The sequence below is a fragment of the Kitasatospora aureofaciens genome, assembly GCF_001188955.3.
GTDB classification, from domain to species: Bacteria; Actinomycetota; Actinomycetes; order Streptomycetales; family Streptomycetaceae; genus Kitasatospora; species Kitasatospora aureofaciens.
Window position 1 is genome coordinate 22,200 of record NZ_JPRF03000014.1, and the last position, 16,234, is coordinate 38,433.

Annotated in this window: 16 protein-coding genes; 9 read left to right on the plus strand and 7 right to left on the minus strand. The window is 73.5% G+C overall.

Annotated features, from left to right (window positions below):
• Positions 1–17: 17 nt before the first annotated feature.
• Both HS99_RS07130 and HS99_RS07135 read left to right on the plus strand, forming a co-directional pair.
• Entirely contained in the window at positions 18–512 is a 495-nt protein-coding gene (locus HS99_RS07130) for a MarR family winged helix-turn-helix transcriptional regulator (protein ID WP_046386601.1), read from the plus strand.
• Positions 513–615: 103 nt separating this feature from the next.
• Complete coding sequence (locus HS99_RS07135) at positions 616–1,074, plus strand: MarR family winged helix-turn-helix transcriptional regulator (RefSeq protein ID WP_030283247.1); 459 nt, start codon at positions 616–618, stop codon at positions 1,072–1,074.
• Between the two features lie 143 nt (positions 1,075–1,217).
• On the opposite strand, the gene HS99_RS07140 is transcribed toward HS99_RS07135, so the two are convergent.
• Together HS99_RS07140 and HS99_RS07145 are read right to left on the minus strand one after the other, a co-directional pair.
• Entirely contained in the window at positions 1,218–1,940 is a 723-nt protein-coding gene (locus tag HS99_RS07140) for a maleylpyruvate isomerase family mycothiol-dependent enzyme (protein ID WP_050366392.1), read from the minus strand.
• A gap of 7 nt (positions 1,941–1,947) precedes the next feature.
• The gene (locus HS99_RS07145) at positions 1,948–2,478 is read right to left on the minus strand and encodes an SRPBCC family protein (protein ID WP_030554449.1); all 531 of its coding nucleotides are present in this window, start codon (positions 2,476–2,478) and stop codon (positions 1,948–1,950) included.
• Between the two features lie 243 nt (positions 2,479–2,721).
• Here HS99_RS07145 and HS99_RS07150 point away from each other — a divergent pair, with 243 nt between their 5' ends.
• Positions 2,722–3,645 (plus strand): LysR family transcriptional regulator, encoded by a 924-nt coding sequence (locus HS99_RS07150; protein WP_030283241.1) that lies wholly within the window; start codon positions 2,722–2,724, stop codon positions 3,643–3,645.
• Positions 3,646–3,798: 153 nt separating this feature from the next.
• On the opposite strand, the gene HS99_RS07155 is transcribed toward HS99_RS07150, so the two are convergent.
• Both HS99_RS07155 and HS99_RS07160 read right to left on the minus strand, forming a co-directional pair.
• Positions 3,799–4,569, minus strand: a complete 771-nt coding sequence (locus HS99_RS07155) for a GNAT family N-acetyltransferase (RefSeq protein WP_030554452.1) — start codon at positions 4,567–4,569, stop codon at positions 3,799–3,801.
• Between the two features lie 274 nt (positions 4,570–4,843).
• On the minus strand, positions 4,844–5,815 hold the full coding sequence (locus HS99_RS07160; protein ID WP_030554455.1) for a helix-turn-helix transcriptional regulator: 972 nt from the start codon (positions 5,813–5,815) through the stop codon (positions 4,844–4,846).
• A 99-nt stretch (positions 5,816–5,914) separates the two neighbouring features.
• Between HS99_RS07160 and HS99_RS07165 the strand changes: the two genes are divergently transcribed.
• On the plus strand, positions 5,915–6,469 hold the full coding sequence (locus HS99_RS07165) for a DinB family protein (protein ID WP_030554457.1): 555 nt from the start codon (positions 5,915–5,917) through the stop codon (positions 6,467–6,469).
• Between the two features lie 56 nt (positions 6,470–6,525).
• Here the strand turns inward: HS99_RS07165 and HS99_RS07170 are convergent, their stop codons facing one another.
• Positions 6,526–6,741 carry a heavy-metal-associated domain-containing protein gene (locus HS99_RS07170; RefSeq protein WP_030283232.1) on the minus strand — a complete coding sequence of 72 codons (216 nt, stop codon included), beginning with the start codon at positions 6,739–6,741 and terminating at the stop codon, positions 6,526–6,528.
• A 355-nt stretch (positions 6,742–7,096) separates the two neighbouring features.
• Here HS99_RS07170 and HS99_RS07175 point away from each other — a divergent pair, with 355 nt between their 5' ends.
• Positions 7,097–7,774, plus strand: coding sequence for a DUF3152 domain-containing protein (locus tag HS99_RS07175; RefSeq protein ID WP_050366393.1), 678 nt, complete (start codon positions 7,097–7,099; stop codon positions 7,772–7,774).
• A gap of 156 nt (positions 7,775–7,930) precedes the next feature.
• Entirely contained in the window at positions 7,931–8,851 is a 921-nt protein-coding gene (locus tag HS99_RS07180) for a glutaminase (RefSeq protein ID WP_030283228.1), read from the plus strand.
• 63 nt (positions 8,852–8,914) lie between these two features.
• Here the strand turns inward: HS99_RS07180 and glmS are convergent, their stop codons facing one another.
• Together glmS and HS99_RS07190 are read right to left on the minus strand one after the other, a co-directional pair.
• Positions 8,915–10,741 carry a glutamine--fructose-6-phosphate transaminase (isomerizing) gene (gene glmS, locus HS99_RS07185; protein WP_030283226.1) on the minus strand — a complete coding sequence of 609 codons (1,827 nt, stop codon included), beginning with the start codon at positions 10,739–10,741 and terminating at the stop codon, positions 8,915–8,917.
• 109 nt (positions 10,742–10,850) lie between these two features.
• A complete protein-coding gene (locus HS99_RS07190; RefSeq protein ID WP_030283224.1) occupies positions 10,851–11,126 on the minus strand; it encodes a hypothetical protein in 276 nt (91 codons plus the stop codon).
• Positions 11,127–11,318: 192 nt separating this feature from the next.
• Between HS99_RS07190 and asnB the strand changes: the two genes are divergently transcribed.
• From asnB to HS99_RS07205, 3 genes are all read left to right on the plus strand, one after another.
• Positions 11,319–13,169, plus strand: a complete 1,851-nt coding sequence (gene asnB / locus HS99_RS07195; protein ID WP_030554462.1) for an asparagine synthase (glutamine-hydrolyzing) — start codon at positions 11,319–11,321, stop codon at positions 13,167–13,169.
• A gap of 269 nt (positions 13,170–13,438) precedes the next feature.
• Positions 13,439–14,554, plus strand: a complete 1,116-nt coding sequence (locus HS99_RS07200) for a hypothetical protein (RefSeq protein ID WP_030283219.1) — start codon at positions 13,439–13,441, stop codon at positions 14,552–14,554.
• 187 nt (positions 14,555–14,741) lie between these two features.
• Complete coding sequence (locus HS99_RS07205) at positions 14,742–16,166, plus strand: pyridoxal phosphate-dependent decarboxylase family protein (RefSeq protein WP_046386119.1); 1,425 nt, start codon at positions 14,742–14,744, stop codon at positions 16,164–16,166.
• Positions 16,167–16,234: the final 68 nt, after the last annotated feature.

The window sequence follows — 16,234 nt, forward strand, 5'->3', positions numbered from 1 at the left end:
CCCGTACACTATATGCTATGGAAGATACATTGGACGGGGGCCGTCCCGCAGCCGGGCCCACCGGCCTGTTCAGCGAGCTGTTCGCCGACCTGGTCAGGTGCGAGACCCGGCTGTACAACGCCCTCAACGACCGCCTCCGCGAACGGCACGGGATCGTCACCTCGCAGTACGAGTTCCTCGACTACCTGCGCCGCCACCCCGGGTGCCGGGTCGCGGACATCGCCGCCGAGTTCGCCATCGGCGTCGGGGCGACCAGCAAGGGCATCGACCGCCTGGAGAAGCAGGGGTGGGCCGCCCGCCGGCCGAACCCCGCGGACCGCCGGTCCTCGCTGCTGGCCCTGACCACCGCCGGGACCCGGCTCGTCGAGGAGGCGCAGCGGACCTTCACCGACACCCTGGCCGAACTCCTCACGGGCACCCTCGACGCCGCCTCGCTCTCGGCGGCCGCCCGGACCTTCGCGACCCTGCGCGCAGCCCTCGAACGCGACCGGATCGGCACACCCACCGGCTGAGCCGCACCCCGCCCGGACTCGATGGCCGAGCTTGACCTCAAGTGGACTTCAACTTCTAGGGTCGGTGGCACCGAAGTGATCGACGGGGAGGGGCGGGCCGGCCGTGGAGTACTCGCACAGTGATGACGAACTGGTCAAGCAGCCGATCGGCTACTGGAGTTGGGCCGCCTACAAGGCCGTCGTCAGCCGCACCCGGGGCGCGCTGGCCGAGCTCGGCACCACCCAGCCGCAGTGGTGGGTACTCGCCCAGCTCGCCCGGGCCGAGGCGCCGAGGACCCGCGACGACGTCTGCGCCGTGCTGCGCGACTACCTCGACACCGGGCAGGACACCGTGGAGACCGAGATCGACGCGACCGTCGAGCGCGGCTGGGTCACCGAGTCCGCCGGCGGCCGGCTCCAACTGACCGCCGGGGGACGGACGTTCTTCGACAAGGTGGCCGCCGTCCAGGGCGAGCTGTGGGCCGAACGCCACGCGGGCATCTCGGACGAGGAGTACCTGACCACGCTGAAGGTCCTGCAGCGGTTCGTCCACAACACCGGAGGCACGGCCTGGCACCACTGACCGCCGGTTCGGCCGCCGCCCCGCCCGCACTGCCGGGCAGCCCCCAGGCCGACGGCGCCCTTACGGCCACCCCGGCACCGGCCGTACGACCGACCGGCGCGCCCTTACGACCACCGCCCGCCGGCCCGTACCGACCGGCGCCCTTACGACCAGCCCGGCACCGGCGGCAGCGGCCAGCCCGGCAGCAACGGCAGCGGCCCGTCCGCGCGCAGGCCCGCCACCGGGCCGCGCCCGGCGAACCAGGCGAGCAGCTCGTGCCCGGGACCGCTCACCACCGGTCCCGACCCGCCGACCGCCCAGCCCTGGCCGAGGTCCTCCGCCTCGACCCGGGCCACCGGCACCCCGCGCGCCGCCAGCGCCGCGGCCGTCTCCGCGAGGGCCGTCCGCACGAAGCCGTCCGGCCAACCGGCCGAGTCGCGACCGGTTTTCAGGTCGACGTGGTGCACCTCCAGCTCCCGCCAGGCCCGCCACAGCAGGTACCAGGCCGGGTGCCGCCAGCCCGCCAGCGCCGGGACCAGCACCGTCCTGCGCTCGACGGGCAGCTCCGCCGCGTCCCGCAGCAGCCCGTCCAGGCTCCCCCGCAGGTCCGCGGCCAGCGCGGCGGCGCTCCGCCCCGCGCCCTCGCCCAACTGCCGCTCCAGCTCGGCCGCGTCGGCCCGCGGCCCCGGTGCGGTGCCGGTACGGGCCAGGGCGAGCATCCACCGGTACGCGTCGGTGCTGCGGGCGAGATGGGTCAGCACATGGCCCCGGCTCCAGCCGGGGAGCCGGGACGGCTCGCGGGCCTGCCGGTCGGTCAGCGAGTCCGCATCCGCCCCGAGGCGCGCCGCCGACGCCCGAACCTCCCGGAACAGCTCGTCGAACTCCACCGGACGATCAACCCCCGGACTCGGCGAGCGACTTAATGCCCTCCAGGGTCGCCGCCATTCCGGTCCGCAGCTCCCCCAGCCGAAAGGCGACGATCTTCTCCTCGGCCTCCGGCCGGGACTCGATCGCCAGTACCACACCGCTGCGACCCGGTCCGATGACCGCCGAGTGGCGTACGCGGGTGCTGCCTCCCTCGGGGACCAGGTCGAAGCGCCACCGCGCCAGCGCGCCGGCCACCTCCGAAACCGGGTCGCCGAACCGGCCGTCGGCGTCCATGACGGCCCAGGCGAAGACGCGGTGCTCGGCCAGTTCCACCACCTCGGAGACCGTCCGCCAGTCGCGCATGCTCGGCCGGCTGTTGTGCCCCTCGAACCGCGCGCCGACGGCGGGGCCGGCCGCGCCGTCCAGCCAGGCGACCCGCTGGAGTTCCGGACTGAGCCGGGCGGGCAGCTCGATGTCGGTCACCAGCGCCCAGACCCGCTCCACCGGCGCCTGGACGAACACCTCGCACTGCGCGCCCGGACCATCGGCGTACCGCATACCGCTCCCCCTCCACTGCCTGACGTACTCGCCCTCACGGGTCGACACCCGCCGTACCCCCGCCTGAGCGTCCGGAACGCGCGAAGGCAGCGGGCGGGTTGCCGCCCTTCTCTCGGGCCCTGCCACCGATGATCGATCCTGGCGAAGTTCCAAGTCAATCCACTGATTTCCTGGGAAACCCCCAAGCTCGGCCTTGGGTCTCCCCCGACCGCGGGCCCGGGCCCGGCGGTACCCTGGGCGCTCGTGACCCTTGACGACCTCCGCGTCTTCGCCGCCGTCTGCCGGGCCGGCTCGCTCAGCGCCGTCGCCCGCGAACTGGCCTGCAGCCAGTCCGCCGTCAGCCAGCACGTGAAACGGCTGGAACGCGAGCTGGGGCTCGCCCTGATCGAGCGTCATCCGCGCGGCGTGGTGCCCACCAACGCCGGACGCCATCTGCAGACCGCCGTGGCCAACGGCCTGGGCGGCATCGACCACGCCCTGCGGACCATCGCCGAACTCGCCCGGGGCGAGGGCGGGTCGGTGCGGATCACCACCGGCGCCACCAGCATCCGGCATTTCATGTCCGCGGCCGTGGTGGACTTCCGCGAGCGCTACCCGCAGGTCAACCTGGAGTTCCAGACCGGTGTCTCCAGCCGCAACTGCCTGGAGGCGCTCACCGCCGGCCAGGTCGACCTGGCCTGGATCACCCTCGGCACCCCGGTCCGCGGCATCGAGCAGCGGCCGGTCGCCGACCTGCCCTGGGTCCTCGCCGTGGCGGCCGGCGACCCGCTCGCCGCCCGGGCCCGCATCGAACCCGCCGACCTGCAGGACGCCCGGCTCATCGGGCTGCCGCAGAACTCGGTATCCCGCTCCCAACTCGACGACTGGCTGGGCAAGTCGGGCATCCGGCCGGTCTTCGACACCAGCGTCACGGACTGGGACACCGCGATCCTGCTCGCCGAACTCGGCCTCGGCCACGCCGTCGTACCCGCACTCCCCGAGTGGCAGGGCCCCGGGCATCCCCGCCTGCGGCTGGTCCCGCTGCCCGACCTGCCCGGCCTCACCGTCGGCTGGGCCGCCCGGGAATGGGAGACCCTCGGCCCGCTCGCCCGCGCCTTCGCGGACACCGTCGCCACCCACTGCGCGACGCCGCTCCCCGTCGGCCCCGCGCCCGCCGCCACCTCCTGACCGGGGTCACCCCGCCCAACGCCGGCGGATCCCTGCCGCGAAGTCCGCCGACGGGACGACCAGCAGGCCCGGCACCCGCCCGCCTCGGAGCCGCCAGGACGGTTGCCGTGCGAGCGGGCAGCGCGTTCGCCCGTACCCGCGCCGGGTCCCCGGTCAGTTCGTGTGGAAGGAGTGGCTGCGCCCGATCCCGGTGAAGCCCCGGCGCGCGTACCACTCGCGCGGCCAGCCGTCCGCGTCCGCGAGGAGGAAGAGCTGCGGGATCCCGGCAGCTGCCGCCAGCGCCAGGCCGCTGCCGAGCAGGGTGTCTCCGTGGCCCGCGCGGCGGTGCGGAGCGGCGGTGACCAGGTCCTCCACCTGGGCCAGCCCGGCAGCCGGTTCGAGGTAGAGATCGACCCAGGCCGCGACCCCGCCGTCCGCCGACCGGGCGGCCAGGAAGTGCACCTGCTCGGCGCCTCGGAGCCGGGTCGGCCGGCGATCGGTGAGCTGCCGGATCAGCTCCTCGCCCTCGTACCACTCCGACTGCTGCCGCAGCACGGCCTCCCGCAGATCGGCGAACTCCGTGGGCAGAGCGGCCGGTTCGGGCAACTCACAGCCCGCCGTGTCCCGGACCATGACCACAGCGGTGCCCCGCTCGTACCCGGCCTCCGCCAGCACCGGCGTGGCCCGCTCCCCCCACTCCTCGTCCAGCACGGTGATCGCGTACTGCCTGCGCTGCCCGAGCCAGCGGGCCGCCAGACCGGGCAGCGCCGCCGGATCGGTGCCCGGCCCGGTGACGATCAGCTGGTTGTGCTCATGGGAGAGGACGTAGTCCGCATTCCGGACCGCGAAGACCCCGGGGTACTCGGGCAGTTCGACGATCTCTCCCGCGTCGCGGCGGGCGAAGGAGGCACGGAAGGCGCTCACGCGCTCAAGCAGGTCGGGCATCCTGCCATGGTCGCCCGACCTCCCCCTCCCGCCAAGCGAATTTCAGGCGGAGACCAACGGACCCGGGCGGCCCCGGGGCACGGGCGGTGGGACCGCGAGACCCTCGTCGATCGGCAGGTTGATCCCCCGGGCGACGGCCCGCACGTTCTCCGGCCCCTTCCGCATCGACCGCGCCCGGTACGGCGACACCCGCAGGCCCCCGATGCCATGACCACCACCAACGACGAACCGGCCCCGCGACGGCGCCGCGCGGAAAGTCGGCCGGGCCGACTTCCTACTCCGCCGGCCGCTCGACCGCGCGGGCGAAGCGGGTTGACCAGTCGGCGATGAGGGTGCGGAGTTCGGGTGGGTGGATGATCTGGAAGTCGGCGGCCAGGGAGCCGAGGGCCATGGCGGGCCAGTCCAGGGAGTCGGCGGTCATTCGGAGGCGGCAGCGGGTGGCGTCGACCTCCTCGACCTCGCCCCAGCGGCCGACGTGGGCGCGGACGTGGTCGGCCGGGGCTTCGACCAGGGCCTCGACGCGGTTCGACCGGGGCGTGGCGTTGAGGCCCGCGCGGACGTACTCGGCGGCGTCGGCGGCCGGGAGGGTGCGCGGGGCGAAGCGGGCGCCGGTTCCCTCGGCGGCGGTGAGGCGGTCGAGGCGGAAGGTGCGCCAGTCGCCGCGGTCGAGGTCGTACGCGACCAGGTACCAGCGCCGACCGAGGCAGACCAGCCGGTGCGGTTCGACGTGCCGGTCGCTGCGGTTCGCCGTGGCGGCGGTGTACGAGAAGCGGAGCCGTTCGCTGTCGCGGCAGGCGAGGGCGACGGCCGTGAGGGCGTCGGGGTCGACGCCGGAGCCGGCGGAGGCGCCCCAGTCGACGGGGACGGTGACCGCGCGCAGCGCCTCGACCCGGCGGCGCAGCCGGGCGGGCATCACCTGCACGACCTTCGCCAGTACCCGTACCGAGGCCTCGGCGACGCCCTCGACCGGGCTTTCGGCGGCCGCCTGGAGCCCCACCGCGAGGGCGACCGCCTCCTCGTCGTCGATGACCAGCGGCGGCAGTGCGGCCCCCGCCGCCAGCTGGTAGCCGCCGTCGACCCCGCGCTGGGCCTCGACGGGGTAGCCGAGTTCGCGCAGCCGGTCGACGTCGCGACGCAGGGTCCGGACGGAGACGCCGAGCCGGTCGGCGAGTTCCTCGCCGGGCCAGTAGCGGTGGGTCTGGAGCAGGGAGAGCAGTCGCAGCGTTCGGGTGCTGGTGTTCGCCATGTCCCGATTCTGTCCTGAATTCAGGACAGGAAGTGGCCGCAATGGTCCGTAACGTTGTTCTTGTCCGAGAGAGCAGGAACCGAACGGAAGGCCAGAGCCATGACCACCACCCCCGCAACCCCCACCACCCCCGCCGCCACCCCTGTCACCGGCGAGCGGGCCGACCTCCTGGTGGCGCTGGAGAAGCAGCGGCACTTCCTTCGTTTCACCACCCGCGACCTCACCGACGAGCAGGCGGGCCTGCGGACCACCGCGAGCGAGCTGTGTCTGGGCGGCCTGGTCAAGCACGTGAGCTCGGTCGAGCGGTTGTGGGCGGACTTCATCGTGGAGGGCGCGTCCGCGATGCCCGACTTCTCCGCCATGACGGAGGCCGACTTCGCCCGCCGGGCCGACGAGTTCCGGATGCTGCCCGGCGAGACGCTGGCCGGTGTCCTCGCCGAGTACGCCGAGGTCGCCCGCCGCACCGACGAGCTGGTGGCCACGCTGCCCGACCTGAACGCGACCCAGGCGCTGCCGAAGGCCCCCTGGTTCGAGGCGGACGCCGAGTGGTCGGCCCGCCGGGTGCTGCTGCACATCGTCGCCGAGACGGCCCAGCACGCGGGCCACGCCGACATCATCCGCGAGGCCCTGGACGGCGCGAAGAGCATGGGCTGAGCCGAGCGGGGGCTGCCTGCCGCGCCCGGCCGGGCAGCCCCCACCACGATCCGGGTTCAGGCCTCGCCGACGAGGGTGAACCCGGCCCCGTCCACCGCGCTGCGCACCGCCGCCGTCTCCAGCGGCCCGGCGGAGGCGACAGTGACCCGGCCGCTCGGCGCATCCGCGACGACGTCGATGACGCCGGGGATGGCGGCCAGCCCGGCGCTGACGGTGCGCTCGCAGTGGCCGCAGCTCATGCCGTCGACGGCGAGGACGGTGGTGATGGACATGGCGGTGCCTCCAATGGCGTGTCAGGGATGATCGGCAGGGCCCGGACGACCGTCGCGCCGGGGTGGTCTGCGGGCCGACCTGCACCACCACAGCGGAATCCGGCCGCCGCGCCCAGGGACACGCCGCCGGAAGGGCACCATCGAGTGGTTCCGGGAACCAGCCGGGCCGCGCGCCCGACGGAGGCCGTCGGGGGCTGCCGAACCGGGGCAGGGCCGGTCCGAGGTGCACGGGGTTGTCCGCCCGCACTCGCCACCGCACCAGCCACCGCACTCACCCCGCCTGAACCGCCCCCGCCCACCTGCCCGTTCCTCCTGACGAACCCTTTCGCCCCATCGCAGGAGCTGTTCTCCCACCATGAAGCGTTGGAAGCCCTGGCACGGCGCCCTCGCCCTGGCGCTGGTCGCGACGGTGACCGCCGGACTGCTCTGGTGGCAGCCCTGGCACGACGAACCCGCGCCGCTGGCCTTCACCACCGCGCCCGGCGGTTCCGCCCGCTTCGGCACCGGGGAGCACCTCTACCGCTACAAGGTGCGGGTGGAGGACGGCATCCGGGAGAGCCCCGAGCAGTTCGCCGCCGAGGTGGACGCGATCCTCGGCGACACCCGGCGCGGCTGGGCGGCGGGGAACACCGCGTCCTTCCAGCGGATGCCCGCCGACCCAGTGGACTTCACGGTCTACCTGGCGTCCCCCTCGTCCACCGACCGGATCTGCGGCCAGTACGGGCTGGACACCGGTGGCTGGGTCAACTGCGGCGTCCAGCACCAGGTGGTGATCAACCTCGAGCGGTGGACGGAGCTGTCCGAGTTCTACCAGGGCAGGCCCGAGCTGTACCACGCGCTCGCGGTCAACCACGAGGTCGGCCACATCCTCGGCAACGGCCACGTCGACTGCCCGGGCCCGGGCGCGCCGGCGCCGGTGATGATGCAGCAGATCAAAGGCCTGCACGGCTGCGTTCCCAACGGCTGGCCCTACTCGGACGCCGGCACCCTGCTCACCGGCCCGCCCGTCCAGGCACCGAGCAACGCACCGTAGGCCGGGCCGGTGCGGGCGCCCGGGCGGGAGCACTTCTCCGGAGCACGGATAATCACTGGTCGGACCGGGTGTCGCCGAACGACGGCCCCCGTCCCGATCGTGTCCGTACCCGTCCGTCCGCGCGTGGAGTGAAGAACCTTGAACGAGGTGGAGAACCTGGACTACCCGGTCCTGCTGGAGGCCGCCGAGGCTGCCGCCCGGGCGACCACGGGCCGGGGCCACGTCGCCGACTACATCCCGGCCCTCGCCGAGGCCGACCCGGAGGCCTTCGGCATGGCCGTGGCCACCGTCGACGGCGAGCTGTACGGCGTCGGGGACTGGGAGCAGCCGTTCTCCGTCCAGAGCGTCTCCAAGCTCTTCTCGCTCGCCCTCGCCCTGGCCTACAGCAGCGACGGCGGCGAGGAGCTCTGGCGGGGCGTGGGCCGCGAGCCCTCCGGCAACCCCTTCAACTCGCTGGTGCAGTTGGAGACCGAGCACGGCATCCCCCGCAACCCCTTCATCAACGCGGGCGCCCTGGTGGTCACCGACCGCCTCCAGTCGCTGACCGGCGACGCCTCCGGCGCGGTACGGGAGTTCCTGCGCCGCGAGTCCGGCAACCCGCTGCTGGACACCGACCCGGTGGTCGCCGCCTCCGAGGCGGCACACGGCCACCGCAACGCCGCGCTGGCCCACTTCATCGCCAGCCACGGCAACCTGCAGAACCCGGTCGAGACCGTGCTGGAGCACTACTACGCCCACTGCGCCATCGCCACCAGCTGCCGCGACCTCGTGCTGGCCGGTGCCTTCCTCGCCCGCTACGGCGTGCGGACCGACGGCACCCGCCTGATGACCCGCAGCGAGGCCAAGCGGATCAACGCCGTCCTGCTCACCTGCGGCACCTACGACGCCGCCGGCGAGTTCGCCTTCCGGGTCGGCCTGCCCGGCAAGAGCGGCGTCGGCGGCGGCGTCCTGGCCATACTCCCCGGCCGCGCCGCAATCTGCGCCTGGGGCCCCCGCCTCGACCAGGCCGGCAACTCCGTCGCCGCCGTGACCGCCCTGGACACCCTCACCACCCTCTCGGGCTGCTCGGTCTTCTGACAGCCGGAAGGCCCGGTCGAGAACGTCGCGACCGGGCCGAAACGGCCTTGCAAAGAAACGGACTTACTCCACCGTCACGCTCTTCGCCAGGTTCCGCGGCTTGTCCACGTCCCGGCCGAGGGCGACCGCGGCGTGGTAGGCGAGCAGCTGGAGCGGGATGTTGAGGAGCAGCGGGTCGAGTTCGGGCTCGCTCTTGGGCACCAGGATGCAGTCGTCGACGAGCTTGTCCTCCGGACGCCGGTGGGCGACGGCGATGACGCGGCCGGAGCGGGCCTTGATCTCGCCGAGGGTGGTGAGGTTCTTGTCGAGCAGCTCGTCGTCCGGGACCAGGGCCACGGTAGGCAGTTCGGGGCTGATCAGGGCCAGCGGGCCGTGCTTGAGCTCGCTCGCCGGGTAGGCCTCGGCGTGGACGTAGGAGATCTCCTTGAGCTTCTGCGCGCCCTCCCGGGCCACCGGGTAGCCGCGGACCCGGCCGATGAACATCATGCCGGTGGAGTCGGCGTACTCGGCGGCCAGCTTCGCGATCGCCTCGCTCTGGTCGAGCACCTCGCGGATCTGGTCGGGCAGCGCCTGGAGGGCGGCGACGATCCGGCGGCCGTCGGCGGGCGAGAGGTCGTGGATGCGGCCGAAGTGCAGGGCGAGCAGGGCGAAGGCGACCACGGTGGAGGTGAACGCCTTGGTGGAGGCGACGGAGACCTCGGGCCCGGCGTGCAGGTAGATGCCGCCGTCGCACTCCCGGGCGATCGCGCTGCCCACGGTGTTGACGACGCCGAGCACCCGGCCGCCCTTGCGCTTGATCTCCTGGACGGCGGCGAGCGTGTCGTAGGTCTCGCCGGACTGGCTGACCGCGACGTACAGGGTGTCGGCCTCGATCACCGGGTTGCGGTAGCGGAACTCCGAGGCGGGCTCGCTGTGCGCGGGGATCCGGGCCAGCTCCTCGATCAGCTGGGCGCCCATCTCGCCCGCGTAGTAGGCGGATCCGCAGCCGAGGATCTTCACCCGGCGGATCTCGCGCAGTTCCCGGGCGTCCAGGTTGAGGCCGCCGAGGTGGGCGGTGCTGAAGCGCTCGTCGAGCCGGCCGCTGAGGGTGCGCTCGACCGAGCCGGGCTGCTCGTGGATCTCCTTGAGCAGGTAGTGCTCGTAGCCGCCGGTGTCGAAGGAGTCGATCTCCCAGTCGACGGTGGACGGCTGACGGTGGGTGGTGCGGGCGTCGGCGGTGAAGGTGCGGAAGCCGTCGGCCCGGACGGTGGCGAGCTCGCCGTCCTCCAGGTGCACGACCTGGCGGGTGTAGCGGACCAGCGCGGAGACGTCGGAGGCGGCGAACATCTCCTTCTCGCCGATGCCGAGGACGATCGGGCTGCCGTTGCGGGCGACCACGATCCGGTCCGGCTGCTCGGAGTCCAGCACTGCGATGCCGTAGGTGCCGACGACCCGGCCGAGTGCGGCGCGCACGGCGTCCTCCAGCTCGACGCCCTCGGCGGCGTGGGCGGCGATCAGGTGGGAGAGCACCTCGGTGTCGGTCTCGGAGCGGAACACGGCGCCGTCGGCGGTCAGCTTGACGCGCAGCTCGTCGGCGTTCTCGATGATGCCGTTGTGGACGACGGCGATCCGCTCGGCGTTGTCCAGGTGCGGGTGGGCGTTGGCGTCGCTGGGGACGCCGTGGGTGGCCCAGCGGGTGTGGCCGATGCCGGTGCCGCCCTTGAAGCGGGCCGGTACGGCGGCGGCGAGGTCGGCGACCCGGCCCTTGACCTTGCGGAGCTTCAGCCCGCCGGTGCGCCCGGCGACGGCGACGCCGGCCGAGTCGTAGCCGCGGTACTCCAGCCGGGCCAGCCCCTCCAGCAGGAAGGGGGTCGCGTCCTTGGGGCCGATGTAGGCCACGATTCCGCACATACGTGGACTCCTCCAGAGATAGGGGATGGACCGGGCTCAGCCGCGACCGGGCCGGCTGCCGGGCCCGGCTGTCGCGCTCAGCCCTCACTGCACTCAGCCGAAACCGGGCTCAGCCGTACACGATCCGGCGCAGCTGGCGGGCCGAGAGTTCCGGCGCCGCGACGCGGCGGGCGGGCAGTTCCTCGGCGAGCCGGGCGAAGATCCGTTCGTTGGTGAGGCCTCGTGCCTGCAGCTCGCCGTGGCGGCGACGGACGTACTCCTCGGTGGTCTCGGAGAAGTACGCCAGCACCTCCGCCACGACCCTCGCCGCCTCCCGGGGCCCGAGCGGGCTGGTCCGGGCGAGGTGGGCGAGGAGGTCTTCGTGAGGGTGGGGTGAGCTCGGCACGAGTGAAGACTCTAGGCCGCGTCACTCCTCGAAGCCAAAGATCTTGCCCGGAATCGGGCAGACTTCGCGACTTTCGGTCCAGGTAACCCCTCGGACCCCCTCCTGCCACCTTCCCGACGGTCTCTTGATGCCGCGCCGACTCCGCCCTTAGCGTGATCTCCGGCACACCGCCGAAGACCGGAGGGCTTGCTGATGTGCGGGATCACCGGATGGATCGCCTACGACCGCGACCTGACCGCCGAACGGAACGTCCTCGACGCCATGACGGCCACCCAGGTCTGCCGCGGCCCCGACGCCGGCGGCGTCCACCTGGAGCCGCACGCCGCGCTCGGCCACCGCCGCCTCGCGGTGATCGACATCGAGGGCGGCGTCCAGCCGATGACCGTCGACCACGACGGCCGCCCGCTGGCCGTGCTCAGCTACAGCGGCGAGGTGTACAACCACCGCGAGCTGCGTGCGGAACTGGAGGCGGCCGGGCACCGGTTCCGCACCCGCAGCGACACCGAGGTCGTGCTGCGCGCCTACCTGGAGTGGGGCGAGCGCCTGGCCGAACGGCTGAACGGCATGTTCGCCCTCGCGGTCTGGGACTCCCGGCGCGAGGAGCTGCTGCTGGTCCGCGACCGGATGGGCGTCAAGCCGCTCTACTACCACCCCACCCCCGACGGCGTGGTGTTCGGCTCAGAGATGAAGGCGGTCCTGGCCCACCCCTGGGTCCGCGCCGTGGTCGACCTGGACGGGCTGCGCGAGCTGCTCGCCCACACCCGCACCCCCGGCCTCACCCCGTACCGGGACGTCCTGGAGGTCCGGCCCGGGCACGTGGTGCGGGTGCGCCGCGGCGGCGTCTCGGTGCGCCGCTACTGGGCCCTGGAGGCGCGTGAGCACGCCGACAGCCTGGAGGCGACGATCGCCACCGTCCGGGCGCTGCTGGACGACATCGTCCACCGCCAGCTGGAGTCGGACGTGCCGCTCTGCTCGCTGCTCTCCGGCGGCCTGGACTCCAGCGCCGTCACCGCCCTCGCCGCCAGGACGCTGGCCGCCGCCGGCGCCGGCCCGGTGCGCTCCTTCGCGGTGGACTTCGCGGGGCGACCGCAGGACTTCCACGCCGACCCGGTCCGGCAGTCCCAGGACGGCCCGTTCGCCCGGCTGCTCGCCGACCACGTCGGCGCCGACCACAGCGTGATCGAGCTGGACGCCGCCGAGCTCGCCGACCCGGCCCTGCGCTCCGCGACCGTGCGCGCCCGCGACCTGCCGAACGGCGTCGGCGACATGGACGTCTCGCTGCTGCTGCTCTTCCGGGACGTGCGCCGCCACTCCACCGTCGCGCTGTCCGGCGAGTCCGCGGACGAACTCTTCGGCGGCTACCGCTGGTTCCACGACCCGGAGGCCGTGGCCACCGACGACTTCCCGTGGGCCGCCAGCGTCGCCGCCATCGCCGGCACCGGCTCCGCCCCGCGCGAGCGGCTGCTCGACGCCGACCTGCTCCGCAAGCTCGACCTGGAGGGCTACCGCCGGGCCCGCTACCGCGAGGCGCTCGCCGAGGTCCCGCACCTGGACGGCGCCGACCCGCTCGAGCGGCGGATGCGCGAGATCTCGTACCTCAACCTGACCCGCTTCGTCTGCATCCTGCTCGACCGCAAGGACCGGATGAGCATGGCCAACGGCCTGGAGGTGCGGGTGCCGTTCTGCGACCACCGGCTGGTCCAGTACGTCTTCAACACGCCGTGGGCGATGAAATCCTTCGACGGCCGGGAGAAGAGCCTGCTGCGCGCCGCCGTCCGGGACGTGCTGCCGGCCGAGGTCGCCGACCGGGCGAAGAGCCCGTACCCGGTGTCGATGGACCCGCGCTACCCGGCGCAACTGCGCACCGAGCTCGCCCGGCTGGCCGCCGGGCGGAAGTCCCCGGCCCTCGACCTGCTCGACCGGCGGCGCCTCGCCGACGCGCTCGCCCCCGACACCGACCCCCAGTCCGTGCGACTGGCCGTCGACCTCGCGCTGGACCTCGACGCCTGGCTGACGGAGTACCCGGTGACCCTGGAGCTCTGACGCCCGCCCGGACGGTGCGGCGGCCCCCTCGGGCGGGCCGCTGAGCCGTTCGGGTGAGCGGGCGGCACCGTGGCTCCCGGCGGGCGGTTGGTCACCCGTACCGCCGCTGACGCATGATCACCCGGAACGGTCCCTGCGCGTCGGGCTGCACGAGCGATGCGGTAGCGTCGCCGACACCTCCCGAATGGCGGGCGAAAACGCGGACTCCCGCCCCCGTGCCGTCAGGATGGGAGCGAACCGTTCACCTCGATCCGCCGGGGGATCCCGTCATGCAGCCGCGATTCTTCGCGATTCTCACCGCCCTGCTCCTGGGCGTCCTGGGCCTGGGCTCGGTGGCCGTGACCGACTGGTCGCCCGCGGCAGCCACGTCCCCGGCCGCCACGACCGCGCCGGGAGGCGGTGCGGGCGCCCGGCCGGCCGCGGTCGGCGGGGCGAGCGCCACCCCGACCGGCGACCCGGCGGTGTGGACCCGCTCGACGCTGCGCAACAAGATGATGGCCGAGATGGACGCCACCGACCCGGGCGTCGCCCTCGCCGACCTCGACAAGATCACCAAGGAGAAGCCGTACACCGTGCGCTTCTGCCACCCGATCGCGCACGAGCTCGGCCACGCGGCGGTCAAGCGCTACCACGAGGACTTCCAGAAGGTCATCTCCTTCCCGCACGAGACCTGCGCGGCCGGCTACCTGCACGGCGCGGTCGAGGAGATGCTCAACGCCTCCACCCAGCCGGAGGTGGACCTGCTCAAGCTGTGCGCCCCCCAGAACACCGGCCCCTGCATCCACGGCGTCGGCCACGGCACGATGTTCGTCGCCAAGCAGGACGTCGCCAAGGCCCGCGACCTGTGCAACAAGTTCACCTCCGACCAGAACCGGATCCGCTGCTCCGAGGGCCTGTTCATGCAGCTCTTCGGTCCGGACGAGGAGGACGAGCAGGCCAAGGCCAACCTGCCCGCCGACAAGCTCGCCCAGGACCCGCTGTACCCGTGCAAGGACCAGCCGTCGCTGTTCCAGTCGGCCTGCTTCTTCTACGCCCCGACCTTCTATCTGTCCTCGCACGACTACCCGAACCACCCCGAGGTCTACGCCGAGGCACTCAAGTGGTGCCTCAACGGCAAGGCCAGCGGCGGAGCCGCGGACTGCAGCCGCGGCGTCGGCTCCCGGACCATGAAGTACAACCTGGACCGCGAGGACTGGGCCGCCCAGCAGTGCGCCACCGCCGCCGACGGCTGGCAGCGCAAGGCCTGCGCGGAGGGGCTGGTCAGCTACTACACGGTCAACTACACCGACGGCGGCGCGGCCGGGCGGCTCTGCGCGAAGATCACCAACAAGGAGATGCAGGGCTACTGCCGTTCGGCGGGCGGACTGTCCCGCTCCCTGGACTGACCGCCGGACTGACCGCCGGACCGGTCGAGGGACCGGTCAGCGAACCGGTCGTCCCCGTCCCACCTGCTGGGCCCGCGCCGCACGGCGCGGGCCCGTTTGCGTAGGATCACCCGACCATCGCCTGATCAGGGTGCGCCGAGGACGCCGCGCCTGGCCCGGTCCCACCACGGCCTCCCTGGAGCACGCCATGACCACCGAGGACTTCCGCAGCGCCGCCCGCGCCACCGCCGACCTGGTCTCCGACTACCTCGCCGAACTGCCCGCGCGCCCGGTCTGGCAGCCGATGGGCGACACCGCCCGGAAGACCCTGCTCGACGCCCCGCTGCCCGCCGAGGGCCGCCCGCTCGGAGAACTGCTGGCCGCCATCGAGCGGGACGTCCTCCCCCACCCCATGGGCAACGGCAGCCCCCGCTTCTTCGGCTGGGTCAACTCCGCCCCCGCGCCCGCCGGGGTGCTCGCCACCCTCGCCGCCGCCGCGATGAACCCCAGCTCGGCCGGTGGCGACCACGCCGACATCCACCTCGAACGCGCCGTCGTCCGCTGGATAGCCGAACTGGTCGACTTCCCGCATCCGCCCGGCGGCGGGCTGCTCACCTCCGGCACCTCGATGGCGACCATCGTGTGCCTCGCCGCCGCCCGCAACCGCGCCGCCCGCCGGGCCGGGCACGACGTCCGCGAGGAGGGCCTGGCCGGGCTGCCGCCGCTGATCGGCTACGTCACCGGCGAGACCCACTCCTGCGTGCGCAAGGCCGCCGAGCTCCTCGGCCTCGGCAGCAGGCACCTGCGCACCGTCGCCACCGGGCCGGACGGGCGCTTCGACCCCGTCGAGCTCGGGGCGGCCGTCGAGCGCGACCGCGCGGCCGGGCTGCTGCCCTTCCTGGTGGTCGCCTCGGCCGGCACCGTCGGCACCGGCGCGGTGGACGAGTTCGGCCCGATCGCCGACCTCTGCGAGGAGCAGGGCCTGTGGCTGCACGTGGACGGCGCGTACGGCGCCTTCGGCCGCCTCGACCCCGCGATCGCCCACCGCTACGCCGGCCTGGAGCGCGCCGACTCGCTCGCCCTCGACCCGCACAAGTGGCTCGGCGTCCCGGTCGACTGCGGCTGCGCCCTGGTGCGCGACACCGACGAACTGCGCGCCACCTTCAGCCTCGTCCCGTCCTACCTGCGCGACGAGGCGGCCGGGGCGCTCGGCTGGTTCTCCGAGTACGGCACCGAGCAGACCCGCCCGTTCCGCGCCCTCAAGGTCTGGGCCACCATCGCCCACCGCGGCCGCACCGGCCTCGCCCGGGACATCGCCCACTGCACCGCCCTCGCCCGTCGGCTCGGTGAACTGGTCGAGGCGGACGACGAGTTGGAGCTGCTGGCCGAGGTGCAGACCTCCATCGTCGCGTTCCGCCACCGGACCACCGGACTGGACGGGACGGAGCTGAACGCCCTCAACCGCGACCTGCCGGTCGCCGTCCAGCGGCGCGGCCGGGTCTTCGTCACCGGCGCCCGGTTCGGCGGGCAGGAGATGCTCCGCGCCTGCCTGCTGAACGCCGCGACCACCGAGGAGGACCTCCACCTCCTGCTCGCCGAGGTGAAGGCCGCCGCCCGGACGCTGCTGCCGTAACACACCGTCGCAGACCTTTACCACCAGGTCACGGCCGCTTCGCGATCAGGAAACACCGGTCGGGCACG

Excerpts from the sequence above, each read along its gene's own strand:
- HS99_RS07170 (WP_030283232.1), bottom strand. The coding sequence starts at position 6,741 with ATGTCCATCACCACCGTCCTCGCCGTCGACGGCATGAGCTGCGGCCAC.
- HS99_RS07155 (WP_030554452.1), bottom strand. The coding sequence starts at position 4,569 with ATGCCCGACCTGCTTGAGCGCGTGAGCGCCTTCCGTGCCTCCTTCGCC.
- HS99_RS07165 (WP_030554457.1), top strand. The coding sequence starts at position 5,915 with ATGACCACCACCCCCGCAACCCCCACCACCCCCGCCGCCACCCCTGTC.
- HS99_RS07160 (WP_030554455.1), bottom strand. The coding sequence starts at position 5,815 with ATGGCGAACACCAGCACCCGAACGCTGCGACTGCTCTCCCTGCTCCAG.
- HS99_RS07175 (WP_050366393.1), top strand. The coding sequence starts at position 7,097 with ATGAAGCGTTGGAAGCCCTGGCACGGCGCCCTCGCCCTGGCGCTGGTC.
- HS99_RS07130 (WP_046386601.1), top strand. The coding sequence starts at position 18 with ATGGAAGATACATTGGACGGGGGCCGTCCCGCAGCCGGGCCCACCGGC.
- HS99_RS07205 (WP_046386119.1), top strand. The coding sequence starts at position 14,742 with ATGACCACCGAGGACTTCCGCAGCGCCGCCCGCGCCACCGCCGACCTG.
- HS99_RS07145 (WP_030554449.1), bottom strand. The coding sequence starts at position 2,478 with ATGCGGTACGCCGATGGTCCGGGCGCGCAGTGCGAGGTGTTCGTCCAG.
- glmS (WP_030283226.1), bottom strand. The coding sequence starts at position 10,741 with ATGTGCGGAATCGTGGCCTACATCGGCCCCAAGGACGCGACCCCCTTC.
- HS99_RS07200 (WP_030283219.1), top strand. The coding sequence starts at position 13,439 with ATGCAGCCGCGATTCTTCGCGATTCTCACCGCCCTGCTCCTGGGCGTC.
- asnB (WP_030554462.1), top strand. The coding sequence starts at position 11,319 with ATGTGCGGGATCACCGGATGGATCGCCTACGACCGCGACCTGACCGCC.